Consider the following 19,317-nt stretch of genomic DNA (forward strand, 5'->3'; position numbering starts at 1 on the left):
TATGGCATACCCACCAGAACATTTAGCGTATCTTATTTATATTACAGTGCCGACAAAAGAGGAAGCATTGTTAATCGCCAGAAGCGTTATTCAGGAAAAATTAGCCGCCTGCGCTAATATTCTGCCGCAAGCGACTTCTGTTTACGAGTGGCAGGGAACGATGGAGCAAACGGAAGAAACGGTTTTGATCCTGAAGTCTACCGCAAAATCCTATCGCGATCTCGAGCAACGCGTGATCGATCTTCACTCCTATGAGTGCCCGTGTATCGTTGCTCTGCCCATACAGGAAGGCCATTCCGCCTTCCTTTCCTGGATAAAAATGCAGTCGATGGGGCAAAGCACTTGATTCTTTATCGAAGGTATTGTATTAAGATTCGCATTCGATTATAGTGGTAATCCCACTAAGCATTTTTTTATTTGTTGGGGCGTCGCCAAGTGGTAAGGCAACGGTTTTTGATACCGTCATGCGGAGGTTCGAATCCTCCCGCCCCAGCCACCCTGCTTCGCTAAAGCTTCGCAGGGCTTTGCCCGTTGAAGGTTTTGCGATGCAGGGTGTTGCGTAATCCTGCGTAATCCTGCGTAGCTTCAGCGAAGCAGGAAAAGTTTGAACCACTCCAACCTCATGCTAGAATTATTTAAACGTTTCTGGAAAAATTCTCTATTTCCTTTTCAGGTAAAAAGCGAAACACGGGTTATTGGATTTTCCTTCACACACTCACCTACAACTTCCGATACATCACATAAGCATCGACAAATGCCCCAAGTCCCTGATGCCAGAACGCATCTGGAAGGGTACCAACAATGTTAAAACCTAATTTTTTCCACAATTCCACGGCGGGGGTGTTGGTGCTGATGACGATGTTGAACTGAATGGCAAGATAGCCCATCTTTCGTGCTTCTATTAAAGAATGCTCCCCTAATTTCCTTCCAACCGAAAGCCCTCTGAAATGTCCACCCACCATGTAACTGCCATTGGCAACATGCGACCCCAGGCCAGGCTGGTTAGATTTGAGGATGTAGGTTCCCGCAATCTGGTCGTTTATTTCAGCCACATAGGTCTGTTTGTCTGTACCTAGCCAGTAGGCCATGGCCTCCTCTTCTGAAATAGCGGGATCAAACGTATAGCTATCTCCCGCCTTCACTACTTCGTGGAAAATATTCCAAATTGCGGGTCGGTCCGTTGCGGTAGCTTTTCTGATGGCGAATGATGAAATATCCATAGGCTTTTCTCCCTGTTTTGCCAAATGAACATGTTCTTATAAATTATTTTTTATCGACAAACCACGGTTTATTCACTGCTCACATGAATGATGCGGATTGATTATGAAGAAATCTGGTTAGAGAGGATGAGCGACCGGAACATGACTTCTCATACCTATCCCCCCCCTTTTACCTAAAGATATTTTTATGCATACACGTCATGATGATGCAAAGGGAGTGTTAGATTTTTCTAACACTCCCTTCTTTTTTATTGCCTACCTGTTAACCTCAGATTTTTGCCAATCCAACAGAAGTGGTGAATAAAACGAAGGAGGAAGCGCACGGCCTGCCGCTGCTGCACAAACTAAATCACCTAACATCGAAGCAACCCCACTTAGTTCAGAGTGTTGCTGATGTTCCTTATGGCTGCCATTGAGACCCGGAATAGTTTGATCCAGTTTCTTTCCCTCCCTCACATCAGCGATGACATGCGACACAGCATAACTAACTGGATCCAGTTGTTTGGCAAGGGTTTTTTCCTGTTTCTGTAGCTTTTCAAATGGGTATAAAATATCAGATGGACGCCCCCAACGTTCAGGTGGCTGTTTTTGAGGAAATAGTTGTTTATTAAGCTCAAATAATTGTTCAAGCCCGCGATCACGCTCTACCCATAATAAAGCAACTAATTTTGCCAACATCTCCGTTGCAGCCAGTTGGCCATCCCTATCTTTCATCAAGTCTTCCATTCTTAAATCTTTCAAGCCACCCTTAGTGAAATGCGTATCCACTAAGGTACGAGCCTCTTCAGCATAACGCGCTCGTTCGACTGGATCCGTAAGATGACTTAGGATTGCTGGATACGCATGAAACATCGAATAGCTCAGAAATTCCATATCCGAACGGGCAAGACCAAGCAGCGTTTTATGATACATATCACGAACAGCAGAAGATGCATCATACACCTTTTTTACTGATCCTTCCCGTTGGGCTTCTAGCTCTATGAAGGAGAGCACTGATCCCAATATTAAATGCATATTATCACGCATAATATCTTTGAGCTGGGTAGCAGTAATTGCGCGTGGCTTCGCAGGATCAACATAAGCAATGGGCGAATCTCCATTGGTCTGAACCGAAGCGGTACGGTCGCCGCTGCCTTCTCTGATACCACGTTGCGTTGCCCTAGAACTCGAATTACCCAGAGTCACCAACCAGTTTGTCTGAGCAAATAAATACCCGAGAATTTTGCCAAGCCCGCCTTTAGCATTATGGACAAATTCATAGCGCTGAGTTCCTATCTGGCTTAATTGTTCAATGAGTGCTTTGGTTTCCTTATCAAGTAAGGTTATTTCCGTATTTCTTTGCGATGTTTTCTCGACAAAGGTGAGTGCAAATTGCTCTGAGCGAAAATATTTTGCAGAACGGGGCGTTCCCAGGCGGCGGCTTCGTCCATCGCCCTGCTTTGTCATTTTGCCCGACACCATACCTTCGCCTCCCCGGTTGGCATCACTGCCTGGTCCTTTGAATCGGCGCTCACTCACACCAAAATCAGCGATTAACTGTGAAATATTTTCTTCCGTTTCTTTAATATGGGGAAGTTCAGCAATCCCTGATACCCTTTCTGGATCGGAATAGCCAAGCATCACCTCCATTTCAATACGTGCAGCAAGGAAAGCTTTTAAGTCGCTGTGCAGTGCTAAAAGCTCTTTATAACCATCACGGGATAATGTTAAAAAGTGAGTTTGAATGGCTGCGTCTTGGTTCAGCTGAAGCGTCTCAATGACTGGCTTTACCGCTTCATGATCTTTAAATCTGACAAGCTCTCGTGCAATGCGCGCGCGTATCGCATCCGACAGCAATGTTTCATACTCAGCCAGGATTTCGCGTTCTTCAAGCAGCGGGACTACCCGAGGCATATGATCACGTTTTTCCTGTAAATGACCACCGTGGATAAAAATCTCACGTAGTGATTCTACCTCGCCAATGCTTGATACATTACTGGTATTGGAAATAATCAAATTATCCACCATATCATGGTGCATGACGGCAATTTCCATACGGTGAAGTTCACGGCGCACCACTTTGAAATCTGGATGATTTTTATATTTATCTCCATTGAGATACTGGCCAGTATTATAAAGTTTATAAATTTGATCCAGAAGTTGATTCGCTTCATCAGAGCCAGACAAGAGTTGCTGATGAAAATGAGAACGCAACTTCGCCTCAACATGGTTATAAGCACGCACCCTAAATGGTTCTAATAAACGATTATGCCCTAATTCTTTATGCGTAATTAAATCGCCGATGATGGCATTCCAGGTATTTTTAAATTCTCCAGAATCTTGACGAATATGCCCTTTACCCAGGGTAAGCCCATAACTGCGCAACTGCACTCCCAACAATCGCACATCCCACGCAAGCTTTTCATGTTGATCAAGCAGGCTTTTGTTTTCTGCAACCAGCGTCGCATATTTCTGAATAAAATAGTTAACCGCATAATGTTCCCCAATATAAATACGATTGGAGTCACTTAAAATATTGGTACGATAGGTATCCAGTTCCTTTTTTAATTTTTCAAAATCGCCTCTGAATTTCTGTAATGCGATTAATTGATCGCAACACTGTATCATCTCAGAAACAAAACTCTCTTTCACGCCACCGGTCTGAAGGTAATTCTTCATCGCCTCATAATTTTCAATATTTTTTTGACTGTCTTGATGGTGGGTCATCCACGCTTTAAAGTTACTTCTTACTTCTTTTCGCTTATCGTTTGAAACGCTGTAAGCATAATCAAAAATGAAACCAATGAGCGTCTCCTGCGCATCAGTTTTAATTTTCTCATGCCCTTCTATCACTTCATCAATTCTGATTTTATAACGCTCTACGGCTCGCAAACGATGGATCCTGATAGCATTTAATAATTCTTCCGGTGTTGCATTCGTATTACCATCGGCATCAAACCCAGGCCATGACGCATCTTCTATAAAGGCATGATGATTGCCATTACCTTCCAGCGATTTCCATACTAATTCGATATTGTCTTTGTATGCTTCTGGATAATAGCGTTTAAGCGCACGGTGTACTTCTTTCACGGTTTTCGGCAGGGATTCAAATAGTGGTTGAATCACTTTTATTCCACGATTCACTTCTTCTTCGATGGTGCGTTTCGAATGGGGGATGGAGTCGACATTCAGTAACGCTCTCACGTTGTCCATCAGCCCATATTCGGCATCTTCACCATATTCCACTTGTTTAGCAATATCAGCAAGGATATCGCGTGCATGCTGAGACATAGGATCTGTTGGATGTTCCGTGTTTACCACGCACAAACGTAAGGCCGCGATGTGGTGTAACACATCCTCAAATGGTGCACCTTGCTCTTTCGCCTGGGCAATCGTACTGGCGATCGAATAAGGGAGTGGTGTCCCCGATTCATTCTGTTTCCATCGTTGACGTTCACCTTTAATAGCATTATGCAGCTCCTTTTGATTGCCCAAATACGTCAACTCCATTCTCAACCAGCAATAGCGCATCCAGCGTTCAAATTGATATCCGTTTTCAGAAAATTGCCGGTCAATAAATTCATGCTTCTCTTGAGGGCTTCTTAACTTTCTAAATGCGTTATCAAGTGCAACTACTTCTGCACCAATAGCCTCGTTTAACAGACTCATCAGTTGATGATTAATCCCATCCGCAGTCATTTCATTAAAATTTAATTTTGTCATCGATGTCCCTCCTAAATATGAAAATTTTGTGACGGAGTTCTACTCGATTCAAAAATAATTTTCAAGGCTATTGTGACAATTATTTAGCATTCCATGAAACCTTAATTTGAATTATTAAAATCAACTTTTAATAAAAAATAAAAGCAGAAATTTGCCTTGAATCCACTTGGAATGATCACCTATTTTTGCATTATGATAGAGGATTATTGATGATCTATTTATCTCATCTATCTTTAAATTTATTCAATCTCTAATTGAATAAAATTTATTAACCATCTTCCAGTTGCTTTGCTGTCACAAATACGTTAAAAACGGCGCGGTTCAATTTTTAGACGATGGGATATTCACATGGGAAAGTTTTCAGTAGAGGTTATTAATGTTTTTAGAGATTGCAGTCAGGGGCTTTACGGAAACCGCATTCCGCTCAATGACCCAAATGCACTCGAGATGTTTGCACGTTTGAACAGCTTAAGCCAATTAAAATCCCCGAGTGGAATGGTTGCCTTTGGTACCATCGAAACAGGAGGAGCCCAACCGCAGGTAGATTTAGTTTTTCGCAACACGGATGCACTCGAAGTCATGCGCCAGGTTCGCCAGGCCGCCACTGATTGTACACAACGGCCACTCTTTCGTGGCGCTAACGGGTTTAATCTTGGTCCCAAAAGCCTGGAAGAAATCCAATTTATCCTCACCCAGCTTGCTGAAAATACCGCAGGCTCCCATTTAAAAAGTGACAACCCTGAATTATTGCGCATTAAGGCATTCGACTCCCAAGGAGTCATAGGCGAAGTAGAATCAACAGTACACATGGTCTCCCAGCTTCGCAATCACGGCTTTCCAATAAGCATTGAAGTCGCCATTCCTTACGGAAATGGGGCGGAGTGCGATCCGCTGCAAAAAGATTTTAACCCGTACCCAGACGAATTCTACATTGAAAAAGTCGTGGCCGCAGCCAAACTTGCAGAACAATATAACATTCCTGAGCATGCATTCAGGATCAGCCTGAAAGATATGGCAGGCGAACTGGACTCCACCTCATCTGCGCGGCTGTTCTCAAAGATTATTAGCCGTTTCAAAGAAGAAGGCCTTACGACCAAGCTTGGCTTACATCTGCATGATACCGGCCTTGCTGCAGACGCCTATGCAGCTGCAATCCATGTGTGCCACGAGCAAGACTGGCCCATTGCCATCGATACCGTAGAAAGACGTGGGACTGAAACCGGTTTCGCTAGCACGCTTGATGTATGCAACGTGTTAAAAGAAACCTATAATATATATCTTGGCCTAACGGAAGAACAACAGATCAAGCTTGCCGAAATAGGTGAGATCACCGACCAACTAATGGATGCTTACCGGGTAAGGCGCGTCCAGGTTAACCTCAGCGGTGAGGATTTAAGATTCTTCAAAATTCCAGGAGGTGGGCTTGCCAGTTTTGAAAGCGCAGTACAGGCGGCTGGAATTTCTGATCAACTAGGACTTTCTCATGACGAAGCCGTCAAGCTGGCCGGCCATGCTCTCATTGCAGTTGGTCGTTTAATGGGAAATCCTTTTGCCGTAACACCTGGTTTTCAAAACAAACAAATTGCCGCATTAAACCTTCTGAAAAACATGATCCAACAGGGATTTCTGCAAAAGGGCAAGGATTCTAACACATTAAATAACAAAGTTATTTCACTATTGACAGACGAAGAAGTATCCACTTATTTCCTAAAGGGCTTAACTGATGTCGTTAAAGAGTTTCTTAAAGGGCAGATGCCTTCGCCCGTCCATCACGTTGTTAGAGCCGCCCTACCATTACGTGAGGGGTTATTGACAGATGGACTCGTTTCATCGCTGCCCCCAACAAGACAAGTCGTTACACGCCTGCAAGAAGACGGCTTCATTAAACCAACACCACTTCAGGCACTCTCCATCCTTCAAAAAGCAATCACTCCAGGCAATGAACAAGAGAAACTGGCGGAGCTCTTAGCCTGTCTTAATAAATGTAATGTTACCCATGAAAAGCCAGATGGTATCAAAGATCCCCAATGGACTACTCGTGCCGTTGAAGCCTTATCGTCTCTACACGGACAACAGATACTCGATTGCGAGGCCTTTCAGATTGACCAGCTCGTTGACGAGCTGAAGGAAACAACCATCAACAGCGGCATTTTTTGCGCTATCATATTGGGACATGGCGAATACACCCATCGGGTCATGCGACCTTGGTTCCACGAACCGGATCCTTCTCTTTATGCAAACCGCAGTGAGTATAACCGCGCACTTAGCAAATTCCAAAAAGGCTTAAGCAGCGAACCTGACAGCGTGGAATTCGTTCGTCAACAATGGGTATCGAGCCAAAAGGATTTAGAGAAAACAAAGGAAAATACAGCCTTATTGCTGGCAAAGGAGGGATTGGATATTCAATATTCCGTCTTAGACTATGCCCATAATCATCAGGAAGATGTCTATCATATGGCCGGCTCTCTTTTAGAATTATGCTTGGCAGAAGGTCGCCATCCCAATGCCGCTGCATTAAAAGGGCCATTCATTCAGGCTATACACACCCTTTATGAACAGCAAAAGGGGTGGGTCAATGACTCATTATCACTACACGGCACTCAGTTTCTATTCCCTCAAGGGCAACGAATTGATAATGCCTTAGCATTTTTTAGATCTTATCTGGTTGCGATCATAACAAGAATGAATCCTGCTATTGCTCCCTCTCTGTTGCAGCATGAAATATCAAGCATCATCGATGAAGTGAAAAAAGAAATTGAAAGCGCCACTTCCTGTTCAAAAATGCCTGGACAGATCATTATGGTACATGTTGAGCCAGGCCAAAGCGTATCAGCAGGCGATTTGCTCTATACGATAGAGGCCATGAAAATGCAGCTTGAAGCACGGGCCGACAAAAACCAGGTTGTGTCTAATGTGCTAGTGAAAAAGGGCGATAATGTGAGCATTGGAAAACCGCTCATTCAATTCCAGCAAAACGACATTCAGGATATGAAATTAATTGAACATGCGGATCATGCACAACAAAGATCGCCACTCCCAGAAAAAATAGATGCCTTTTTTAAAGGCGAATTTGCACGGCTTGACGATCACATTCAGCAGGTAAACAATAGGATTGCACAAATCGGACAACAGCCCGAATCATCTTCTGAAACGCCGGCTTCCAAACCTGCTCTAACCAAGCAAGCACAACAAGGCTATCACACCGCTCAACTCACTCTCAGACAACGTGCAGGCCATGACAATAATAACGCTATTCATGTCATTGGCAACCGTTCAGGTTGCGCCGTAAAACTTCTGGGCGATTTTAAACAATATGGCTATGATGTGCGGGTATTATATACTCCAGGCGACATTACCACTCCCATCATCCAGCATGCTGAAGACGGCACAACCATTAAAGTTTCCAGTTATACCAACCAGGATGAAATTCTTGGAGTACTTAAACAACTGGCCAAAGCAAATCCAATGAAGACCATTGTTTTTCATCCTGGCTGGGGATTTTTATCAGAGAAAGATGATTTCGTTAAGCGAATGGAAGACGAAGTAGCCGATGATGATATTGTGTTTGCTGGTCCAGCAAGTAGGCCAATGAAACAAGCTGGTGGAAAAGCAAGTTTCCGCGATTTAGTCGCCCAGGTTGCGCCTGACTTTAACCCAAAATATATTAAAAACGACAATGTAACTACCCAAGAACTAAGCGACTATATCGAAAGTGGCTTTTGTGATACCCATCGCCTTCATGAGCCATATACTCGCTATTTCCGGGAAGTCCTGGAAATGGGGGGTGATGTCATGGTTAAAGCCATTGCCGGTGGCGGTGGACGAGGCATTTATAATTTTAAATATGATGGCTCACTCCTCCCTGACGATAATTATCACTCTTATGTTAAAACGGTTTATCAAACCATACGTGATGGCGAACATCTGTTTGACGATGGCCAGGTTTTAACCGAACGCTGCTTACGTGGGAATTCTCACCACATTGAAGTACAGTTTGCCGCTACCAATGCCCAGGCAATTACGTTAGGGATTCGAAACTGCACCGCGCAAATTGATAAACAGAAATTTGCTGAAATGAATGTCATCACAGGTGATTATTCTGCCGAACTGATTTCAAAAATCAATAAGGCTGCCCAAGATATTGCCGAGAAACTAGCTGCTGATGGGTATAATGGCCTTGGCACATTAGAGATGTTGGTCTTGCCCGAAAGCGAAGAAGTGATGATTTTGGAAGTCAACACCCGCATTCAAGTTGAACATGGTGTGACAGAAAAAGTCCTTGAGCTAATCACCGGCAAACGCATTTCTTTACCCATACTGAATACGCATTTAACTGCGTTTCGCCAGGGTCAAACACCGCAATCCTTGTTAATGGACCTTTTTGGTCTGACCGAAACAGATATCAGCCGACTAAATGAACTCACCCACCAACGCGTGACTCATTTTCGAATCAATTCTAAACATGTGAGTTTACCCGAAGGCACGGCCACCCCATCTTGGTTTGGTACTGGTATGTGGTATAACGGCGTCAGTGAAGATATCGCGCAGCGTACGGGTATCACCATTATCGAAGGCGGATTAGGTAAAGGTGATTGTGATTCACAAATTGGCGCGTTGCTGGGCGAAGAAGCACAGGTATTAAACGCAGCCAAACAATTACTAACCGCATTTAGACTTGCACAAACCTTTGAAAGGGTCACGGATACGACAAATCTCGAAGCCACACTCAAACTTTATCGTTTACTTTTCAATAGCGATGGCACCGTCAATAAAGCATTTGGGACATGCAGTGTTGATGAATTCCTCAAAGCAACGAGGGAGGGCAAAATCGACACTATACGCGATACTAACCGCTTTCCTCTTTGGCCTGGACAACAATTAATCCTTGGTGAAAAATTGCACCATAACTTACTTCACCGTATCGACAGGCAAGACAACTCTTCCCCATGCCAACCCGCAACGGATGTCGCTATGAATGTGTTGCATGGCAAAAAATGGCACCATCTGCTGACACAGGAAGCATCTGAATCATCCCATAAAATTGGTTGTATCGCACTAAGATAAATGACACATACAGGAGCGCTTCCCTTCTTTAAATAAGAGGGGAAGCCAAGGGTCAGGATGGACGATATGTCCGGTTAGTCATTTTTGCTTACCTAATTTTAATTGAATACGCTAAGATAGCAGCGATGCGTTGGATAAATACATCCTGGAGCCTATGGATGAACACAGTATTAATGAACTACCTGCAAAAGATATTAACAGCCAAAGTCTATGACGTCGCTGTTGAATCACCATTAGACATTGCCCCTAAATTATCACAACGTTTAGGCAACACTATCTTGCTTAAACGCGAAGACGTCCAGCCCGTTTTCAGTTTTAAACTACGCGGGGCCTACAATAAAATGGCCCAGCTTTCGCAGGAGCAATTGTCCCGTGGTGTGATTTGTGCATCCGCAGGCAACCACGCCCAAGGCGTTGCATTGGGTGCAAAGCGTTTGGGATGTAAAGCTGTGATTGTGATGCCCGTGACGACGCCGAAGTTGAAATCCGATGCCGTGCGTTCATTGGGCGGTGAAGTCATATTACAGGGCGACAGTTATTCCGATGCTTATCTATACGCACTTGAACTTGAACAAAAACACCATTACACCTTTGTCCACCCTTTTGATGATCCCGATGTCATCGCAGGACAGGGAACCATTGGCATGGAAATTCTTCGCCAGCACCAACACCCTATCCATGCAGTGTTCGTGGCCATCGGCGGCGGTGGATTGATCTCTGGCGTCGCCGCTTATATAAAAGCGGTTCGACCTGACATTAAAATTATTGGCGTGCAGATGACCGATTCCGATGCCATGGTGCGCTCGGTCAAAGCAGGCAAGCGCGTACAGCTCACAGATGTTGGATTATTTTCTGATGGCACGGCCGTCAAGCTAGTAGGTGAAGAAACATTTAGAATGACCCGTGAATTGGTGGATGATTTTATTTTGGTTGATACCGATGACGTTTGCGCTGCTATTAAAGATATTTTTGAAGATACCCGTAGAATAATGGAGCCCGCCGGCGCTATGGGGATTGCCGCGTTAAAGCAATATGCCATCACGCACAAACTTAAAGACCAAACGCTGGTTGCCATTACCTGTGGTGCAAATATGAATTTTAACCGCTTACGCTTTGTTGCCGAACGCGCAGAAGTTGGCGAAGAGCGCGAAGCTCTATTTGCTGTTACCATTCCCGAGGAGCATGGCAGTTTAAAACGCATGTGCGAAATCATCGGCCAGCGCAGTGTTACCGAATTCAGTTACCGTATTTCACACGGAAAGGAGGCGCATGTTTTTATTGGCCTAGCTACCGAAAACCACAGTGAAGTCGCCGATATCAGCACTCTGTTCACAGAATATGGGTTTGCCACCATCAGTTTAGTAGATGACGATTTATCGAAGGAGCATGTGCGTTATATGGTTGGCGGCAGAAGCCCCATGGCCGGTAATGAACAATTATACCGCTTTGAATTTCCTGAACGTCCGGGTGCGTTAATGCGCTTTCTCTCCAGCATGCATCCAAACTGGAATATCAGTTTATTTCACTACCGTAATCAAGGCGCCGACTATGGTAAGATTTTAGTGGGCATGCAAGTGCCCGAGAGCGAGAAACAAGCTTTTCAGGATTTCCTTAAAACCCTAGCTTTTCATTATGTAGATGAAACCAATAACCTGGCGTACCGCCTGTTCCTGCAATAAGCAGAATCATCTGAGGTATTTTCGCCACCCTCAATCTCACGCAATAAAAGTAAACCGCACATGACGTGCTCCCCAAAAATTGGTCCACAAAAAAGTAGAGTCTGTTAACTTTAACCTAAAAGGAGCAGACTATGAAAAAGCGTTACACGGAAGATCAAATCATTCGCATACTTCGCTGAAGCGGATCATCCTGACAAATATAGTAAATCCTGTGGTTGGTATATTTGCATGAAATATTTTTTATAATTTAAATGCATTGCATATAAATACAAATATGATAAGTTTTTTCCACTTGTGGATGTTCCACAGGTGTCCTGCTTTGCAGGACCATAGGTCTATGGCTAAGCCGTAGTCTTTGCCTCTTGGCAGGGCTGGATAATCAGATATAGGAAAAACTTATGTCAGAACCAGTTCAAAAAAGAACAGCAAGGCTATTGAAGCTAGCCTTGCTGTTACTAAGACTGATTTTAGAGATATTAAAAACTCTGAAGTCATTCTAACTAACCGGGGACGCCACTTACGTGGTGTCCCCTACCTATGGCTAATTATAAACCATTCTTTCTTAAAATCAAGTAAAACCAAAGGCTTAGAGGCATTCTTATGGAAGCACTACCCAAACGTTTATTTCCCTTTTTTCTTCATTTCATGAAGCCCTATAAATGGTATTTGGGCGGACTTTTTATGGTTGCTCTTTCGTGGGCGACGCATGTCTCGCTATTGCCTTATGTGCTAAAATTATTGATCGATACCGTAACCCAATATTCAAACGACCTGTAGCACTTGCCTCATGCGGTGATTGGTCCTGTCTGTGCTTATATAGGTCTGTCTGTGATGATTGGTGTAACGTTTCGTTTCTACGATTATATAGTGCTTAAATTACTGCCGAATCTGAGGCGGGATATCCAGCAGCAAATGCTGATGTATCTGGAAGGACATTCCTATACTTATTTTCAAAATAATTTTGCCGGTAGCCTTTCCAATAAAGTAACCGATATGATGCGCGGCATTAGTGAGATTGTGCTGATGTCGACGGATACATTCCTTGCTTCGTTTCTTGGCGTAATGGGTGCGATGATCACCATGTAATACTATTATAGGGGGAGATTTGGACAGTTTTCACACGTATTATTAACATCGGATAGTGTATATCTTTTTTCTTTCATAATATCTTTTAGAATATCCTTTTTAAATAATTCTAATCTTTGATAATTAATATCAAGACATGTTCCTTCATTTATTTCTTTTTTAAGTAGAGGGCAAAGCCACCGAGCTGCTTTTATATCATTCTCATTGTTCATAAAATCACTTAGCCAAATTAATTATATTTTTTATTGAAGCATCAAAAAGATTGCTGCCATACGTTGTTATGAGCTTACCAGAATCACTAATAACAACCGCTGTGGTTTGGGTTAAATAAAGATACCTGCCATTTGCTTGCTCAAATACCAGAGTTGGTTTTTTAATCGTATTATAAATGTCTTCTACCTTAACGCCTCGATTGATTTGTGCTGATAGAAAATGCCCTCCTTTATCTAAGCTTGTAATAACAATTTGAGGGTCTTCAACGGCAATTCCAAGTTTTCCAAAATCATCACCAACCCTTATAGTTCCAGAGATGATGTTTTTACCTGATGTACTGGAAATTTCACCAACTACCCTACCTGTTGTCTCCTCTCCATTACTAACAAACTGAGCAACAAACTTAGCCGTAACTGAATCACTACCGAGCCAAGCAGCGAACGCTTCACCCGCTTGTGTAGCCTTATAGACCTTGCCAGCTACCATGAATCCTTTGACTAGTACGCCACCAACCATGTACATACCGAGTTCTACTCCGGCGGCTTTTAAAGCTCCTAAGGCACCGTTTGTCTTATAGGCATCATAAACATTGTACGCTGATAATGCAACCAATCCGACTCCAACCAATAATGGGATCAGGTTATAATCAATAGCCGTGTTGGCCGCGCTGCTAGCGGTTGAGATGCCGTTGGAATCTTCCCCTGTGGCTAACGCCACCCCAATTGCGGTTAGTTTTCCAGTTAATTCAGCATTGTCTTCAATCTTTGTCATTCCATCTGCAAATGCTTTGGCATCCATGTTGGGGTCATTCAACAAAGACTGCATTTCAGAATAGGATAAAAGATCAGCCACCGTTTCTGCCGTTATGGCGCCAACAGAACCTGCTTGGCAATTCTGGCTTAAAATAGCACCTGTTGCACACCCCACTAAACCGTGGGCAATTTTTTGGGCTAAAAACGCATCAGGTGTTTCACCACCATTTTTTAAGATACTGTCTTTATATTCGCTGCCGATATATTGCGATGCTTCTTGCGCAAATGAGGTCACAACACCTTCTAATACCGATTTATCCAAACCATCCAGCAGGTTTTCTCCATGCAGCGCATTACTGACGGTATTGCCAACAACAGAACTGGTAACGTTATAGCCTATTTTGCTGGGGAGCGATGCGTTAACACCATTACTTAATCCGGCAGCATTGGTTATACCCGCGGTGATACCCGCACCCACAATGGATGTTGCTAATTGGATTAAATGTTCAGAAGAACCCATATCCTCTAAAGCACCTAGAATATTACCCTTGTTATTGATAAGGGCGACTGCTGCCTGGCTTACCAACGTAGAAAACCCAGCATTAGCCATCGCCGCTGTCATTGTCCCATTTGCCGCACCGACCATAGGAGCGCCCATACCACCGGTGGCTACAGCAACAGCCAACGCAATCGCAGTCGCTGCCGGACCAGAAATACCGGTGGTTTTGTGATGCCATTCTTCATACAATGCTGTTCATCTTATGCGATTCGGCGTAACTGTTATCGGCATTCAGTGCCAGCAGGTTAATGTTATTATCACTGTTGAGGATCACATCATGCCCGGCCTGTAATTGGCTGGAAAGAATGTTGATATCATCATGGGCATCCATGGTGATGTCATGGCCGTCTACCATCATGGAAGGCTCAATCTTGCTTCAGAAAAAGATTAGGCGGTTCGACCTCATCTACTAGCAGAAGACTTCTTCGCAGTCGACTTAACTTCAGTGGCATTGGACTTAACGTGCGCATCCGTTGCCGAAAATTTCTCTTTTCTCATATCTCTCTTAATCCTATCCACTTGATGCTTAACCTCTTGTGAAAGATTCTGAAGCCCGTTAGGAAGTTTATCTGTAATTTTATCTATTTGGCTTTTGATCGCCTTATTAGCCTCCTTAACCTTACTGCTTTTAGATTTAGATTCTTTTGATTCCAACGGATTGGTTTGTTCTTTCGCACTATCGCTTTGTTGCGTGCGGTTGTTTCCTATCTCTGCTGCTGGAGATTTCTTAGCATCAGAGGTCGTTGATCGAACCGCCGCTTTCCAAGGTTGCTGTGAAGCCCCCTTAGGTTGATTGGGATTGGCAGCCACTTCCTGCGATGCGCTTTGCTTGTCTGGCTGCTTTGCTGCCGCCACCGGTTTAGGCTCGCGCCCTTCAGGAAGTTTGGTCAATACCGGTTCTTTCCCCAGTTCTTTTGCCATTTGCTCATATTCTACAGAAACCCTGGCAAATTGATGAACGGAGGTAGAATATTCTTCGCCTTTTCTTTTTTCATGCAGGACCTCCTTAGGTTTTCCGGACTTGCCTTCGCCTTTTTCTTGCCGAACATCATCAAACCTTCCGGTTTTCTTATCATCAATCGTTTCTGAAAGAACATATTTTTGTTTATTTAATAATTCAATTCCTCTTTTTGAAAAATCAATTTCTTCCGCAGACATATGTGCTTTATTTTCATCGAGTTTAATCTTTTCAGCCATAAGGCTTTTATCGATTTCTCCTATACGATTAATATAGGCTTTTTCGTCACCTGGTTTCTCTACGCCAAGTCGGCTGGCAATGCCGCTTTTTTCTAAATAATCCATGCGTCCTTGTTGTCCTTCTAAGCTGCTAAAAAGTTCCTGGCGCGATCCTTCCAGTTTCTTGTTCTTTTCAACAAGCTTACCATCCATCGACTGAAGACTAGCTTTATTAGCTTTGATAGACTCCTTCAATTTTTCATCTTCATCCTTGGATATGGCCTTTGCTTCTCTTTTATTCATGCGGTCGCCATCAAAATTTGATAATTCCGCATCGTAACGACCCGCCTCTCCTAGCATTAAATCAATTTTCTTTGTTTCAATATCAATAGGTGAAAATGTTATTTTGGCATCAGGCTTTTTCATACGATCATCAAAAATTTCCGTTAAGGTCTCCCTCATTTTTTCCACGTTGAGATTCTTTTCATCGCCATTTCCTCGCCTTTCACCAATGTTTAAAACGGAGTTGGGATGGGTATCCGGTAACATATTAAACGCGTTATTCGCTGCGGTACGCTCATAAATAAGTTTCACATCCTGATCGCTCATGCTCGCAAAATCAACAGGACGGCCCTCGGTTTTCAGGCGATTAAATGCTTTATACCCTTTTAAAGCATCCTTGGTCTGTTCAATGCGCGCTGCCTGCCCTTCTAATTTTGCCTTTTCTTCCAAAAAAGCCTCGGATCTTTGTGCCGGTGATTCTTTTCTTATAAGCGATGCATTAGATGATTCTTTTCCTATAAGCGATGCATTATCCGCATCCATGCTCTGGGGCGTATAATTAAACTCACGGACACTTTTATTATTTTGATCCGTATAAGACACTTTGGTATTACCCTTTTCATATTTATAAGAAACCGTGAGCCCATCTTCCTGAGCTTTTTCCTCATGATATTTAACAATCTCAGGATGGGTCTTATTGGTAAAACTTTGACCAGGATTTCTTAACTCTTTGGCCTCATATTTCTGTTGATATTCGGTTTTGATTTTACCATTTTCATCCTTATAACTCACAACCACTAATTTATCCGGTGTCTGCTGAAAGGTCGCCGTGAGCCCTTTTTCTTTGGCTACGCCTTTATGAAACTCTTGGAATTCCCTAAGAGCCTTTGGATCATTTAATGCATTATTAGGGTCCTGTAAGCTGGTAATGTGGTCTGCAGAAAATTCGGCAGATAATTGGGGCACACGAACGCGTTCATTTTCACCGTTTCTATAATAGGCTTTAATAGACAGACTGCCATTTTCCTTTTCATTAATCTCTATCTCGGCTCGAGCGCGACCAGCCGCTTTTATGTATTTCTGTTTAAGCCCATCTTTAACCACTTGGTCATAACCAATATTACTTTCTCCTACGGTTTTCCCATCCTCTTTAAACGCCATTTTAAATCCAGGCTGATCATCACTGAATGAGATACTGATCGTTTGACCTAATTTCTTATGTTGTGCCGTTTGATACTCTTTAAAATCACTAACTAATTCAGGATTATCCAGGCTAAAACGGATATTTTCTGCAGTCTGTGATAATTGTTTATTGTCATACTGGCGGTTTAATTCAGGTTGAGCCTGGCCATTTTTAGAATAACTAACCTCCAACGCACCATTATCAGCTTTCTGCAGGGACACTTCACTACCCAACCGCTGGGCACGATTCATATGAAACTGAGCTACGGACTGAACATCAGGAGTGAAGTCATTTAAATTTTCTGAAGTAATTTTATCTGCCATTTGATCTATTAATATTGTTAATTATACACAAATATTAATATACAGAGGTTATTTTATTATTAAGTTTAAGTGCTTTTTAAATAAATATTGACCAAGGATATACTCACAAATGAACTGCCATAACCAGATGCGGCAGCTTTTTTCTTGTTTTAGTCGGCTACTGAGATTTGAAACCTCATATCATTATAAATCAATATGTTATTGATTGAGAAAATTCGATTTGGGTGTCCCGCAGAGATTTGGTCGGTAGCCTTCGTATCCCGATTATAGAAAAGTTCCGAGGGACCTATAAGGGTGTCGAAACAGTAGGTTGCGCAGGGTGAAACAGTTGAGGCTCTGCTGAGAAGGGAGGTGTGAAGGCCAAGCGCTCATACCTGTCCGGAGCCCCTTCCCACCACCCCAGATTCATGCCAAAGAGGGCATGAATCTGACCCTCCTCCGGAGAGGAGGGGTGGCCGAAGGCCGGGAAGGTGGGAAGGCAACATGCTGTCATTAAATGATTCTATTAAAAACAAAACCAAACAGCCGCACATTTGGCAGAATTAATCAGCAATGGACTGCTTCATGAAATATCCGGGCAGTCACGCACAAACTCAAACCTATTCACCCTGTGCCAACGTAAATCCAAGCTCATCATCAAACAAATATAAATGTTCTGTCTTCACAAACTCAAGTCCGCCTTCATGGAGCGAATTCAGCAATTGAAGGATGTCGGCCGTGGCAGCATGTTTATCTTCGCCTTCTCTGACAAAACGTAACCGCCAATGGTCCCCATTGACATTATCAGGGGCTTCGCCTGGCCAGACCATTAATCCTTTTACATCAATAAACTGAAGTTTTAAACGATCCTTCAATAATGGCGTAACCATATTTGCCAAATCGGCCGGCCCACCTTGTTGCCAATCCAGAAATACATCAATACCTACTAATTTTTTGGCACACGATGGCCCCGTACATACGTTCGTAATACCCGGAGTTGTTGGAGCTTCTTTAGCCCTTTTCGGCGCATCTTCATAATGAACCGCTGGCAATGTTTGCGGCAATTGGCCAATACGCTTAATCACCGCTTGCGCAAATTCTTTGGTTCCAACTTTTTGAGTGCTGGTTTTAGCATTATAAATATCACCGGTATGAATACCTTCTTCCATCGTACGTAACCACGCATTGTGGATGGTGGTTGCCTGTTGCGGCAATCCCACATGCACCAGCATCATAATAAGTGCATGTAATAAACCAGAAGGGTTTGCCATATTCTGGCCAGCAATATCAGGAGCCGATCCATGCACCGCTTCAAACATCGCATAGTTAGGGCCGATATTGGCGCTTCCTGCAAGCCCTACCGAGCCTGAAATTTCTGCTGCTACATCTGAAATAATATCACCATATAAATTACTGGTAACAATCACATCAAAGATTTCCGGTCTGGTGGCCAAACGTGCCGTGCCAATATCGATGATATAATGTTCCGATTTAATAGATGGGTATTCCACAGCAATTTCATCATAGACCTTATGAAAAATACCATCGGTCATTTTCATGATGTTATCTTTTGAAAAACAGGTCACTTTTTTACGGTTATTTTGGACGGCATACTCAAATGCATAACGCACAATACGTTCACAGGCACTGCGGCTAATTAATTTGAGACATTGATAAACATTAGCCGTTTGACGATGCTCAATCCCTGCGTAGAGATCTTCCTCATTTTCACGCACAATCACCAAATCCATAGTGGGATGTTTGGTATCCACAAACGGATAGGATTTGCACGGGCGCACATTGGCATATAAACCAAGGGTCCGGCGCAGCGTAACGTTCAAACTTTTATATCCCTTACCCTGTGGCGTCGTGATCGGCGATTTCAGCAAGCCTTCTGTGCGTTTAATAATTCCCCAGGCTTCCTTTGGAATACCCGAACTATAACCGCGCTGATAATATTTTTCGCCCAGCTCAATGGTTTCAATGCGCACAGGTGCCTGGGTGTAACTTAATATATCAAGTACTGCCTCCATAATTTCGGGGCCGATACCATCACCGTACGCAACGGCTAAAGGGATATGAGATGTTTGCATAAGAAT

At 43.3% G+C, this 19,317-nt stretch carries 12 protein-coding genes and 1 tRNA gene; 6 read left to right on the forward strand and 7 right to left on the reverse strand.

The genetic code is table 11. The annotated features are described in order from the left end of the window. Position 1: 1 nt before the first annotated feature. A complete protein-coding gene (locus IPP74_04875) occupies positions 2-346 on the forward strand; it encodes a divalent-cation tolerance protein CutA (GenBank protein MBL0318609.1) in 345 nt (114 codons plus the stop codon). A gap of 75 nt (positions 347-421) precedes the next feature. After that, positions 422-496 (forward strand) — tRNA-Gln (locus tag IPP74_04880). Between the two features lie 223 nt (positions 497-719). Here the strand turns inward: IPP74_04880 and IPP74_04885 are convergent. Further along, positions 720-1,220: a GNAT family N-acetyltransferase gene (locus IPP74_04885; GenBank protein ID MBL0318610.1), complete on the reverse strand. Its 501-nt coding sequence runs from the start codon at positions 1,218-1,220 to the stop codon at positions 720-722. A gap of 255 nt (positions 1,221-1,475) precedes the next feature. After that, positions 1,476-4,922, reverse strand: a complete 3,447-nt coding sequence (locus tag IPP74_04890) for a phosphoenolpyruvate carboxylase (protein ID MBL0318611.1) — start codon at positions 4,920-4,922, stop codon at positions 1,476-1,478. 348 nt (positions 4,923-5,270) lie between these two features. Between IPP74_04890 and IPP74_04895 the strand changes: the two genes are divergently transcribed. The 4 genes from IPP74_04895 to IPP74_04910 all read left to right on the forward strand — a co-directional run bounded on the left by IPP74_04895 (position 5,271) and on the right by IPP74_04910 (position 12,751). Beyond that, a complete protein-coding gene (locus tag IPP74_04895; GenBank protein MBL0318612.1) occupies positions 5,271-9,986 on the forward strand; it encodes a hypothetical protein in 4,716 nt (1,571 codons plus the stop codon). 158 nt (positions 9,987-10,144) lie between these two features. Beyond that, on the forward strand, positions 10,145-11,665 hold the full coding sequence (ilvA, locus tag IPP74_04900; GenBank protein MBL0318613.1) for a threonine ammonia-lyase, biosynthetic: 1,521 nt from the start codon (positions 10,145-10,147) through the stop codon (positions 11,663-11,665). 600 nt (positions 11,666-12,265) lie between these two features. After that, complete coding sequence (locus tag IPP74_04905) at positions 12,266-12,442, forward strand: hypothetical protein (protein ID MBL0318614.1); 177 nt, start codon at positions 12,266-12,268, stop codon at positions 12,440-12,442. 51 nt (positions 12,443-12,493) lie between these two features. Next, positions 12,494-12,751, forward strand: coding sequence for an ABC transporter ATP-binding protein (locus IPP74_04910; protein ID MBL0318615.1), 258 nt, complete (start codon positions 12,494-12,496; stop codon positions 12,749-12,751). A 5-nt stretch (positions 12,752-12,756) separates the two neighbouring features. Here IPP74_04910 and IPP74_04915 read toward each other — a convergent pair whose 3' ends face one another. The 5 genes from IPP74_04915 to IPP74_04935 form a co-directional block, all read right to left on the reverse strand. Continuing rightward, positions 12,757-12,963, reverse strand: coding sequence for a hypothetical protein (locus IPP74_04915; GenBank protein ID MBL0318616.1), 207 nt, complete (start codon positions 12,961-12,963; stop codon positions 12,757-12,759). A gap of 4 nt (positions 12,964-12,967) precedes the next feature. Beyond that, positions 12,968-14,464 carry a DUF637 domain-containing protein gene (locus IPP74_04920; GenBank protein MBL0318617.1) on the reverse strand — a complete coding sequence of 499 codons (1,497 nt, stop codon included), beginning with the start codon at positions 14,462-14,464 and terminating at the stop codon, positions 12,968-12,970. Next, the gene (locus IPP74_04925) at positions 14,457-14,633 is read right to left on the reverse strand and encodes a hemagglutinin repeat-containing protein (GenBank protein ID MBL0318618.1); all 177 of its coding nucleotides are present in this window, start codon (positions 14,631-14,633) and stop codon (positions 14,457-14,459) included. The genes IPP74_04920 and IPP74_04925 overlap by 8 nt, the downstream gene beginning before the upstream one ends. Before the next feature lie 44 nt (positions 14,634-14,677). Further along, positions 14,678-17,239, reverse strand: coding sequence for a hypothetical protein (locus tag IPP74_04930; protein MBL0318619.1), 2,562 nt, complete (start codon positions 17,237-17,239; stop codon positions 14,678-14,680). A 599-nt stretch (positions 17,240-17,838) separates the two neighbouring features. Next, a complete protein-coding gene (locus tag IPP74_04935) occupies positions 17,839-19,311 on the reverse strand; it encodes an NADP-dependent isocitrate dehydrogenase (GenBank protein ID MBL0318620.1) in 1,473 nt (490 codons plus the stop codon). Positions 19,312-19,317: the final 6 nt, after the last annotated feature.

The organism is Alphaproteobacteria bacterium, from assembly GCA_016722515.1.
GTDB lineage: Bacteria > Pseudomonadota > Alphaproteobacteria > Rickettsiales > JADKJE01 > JADKJE01.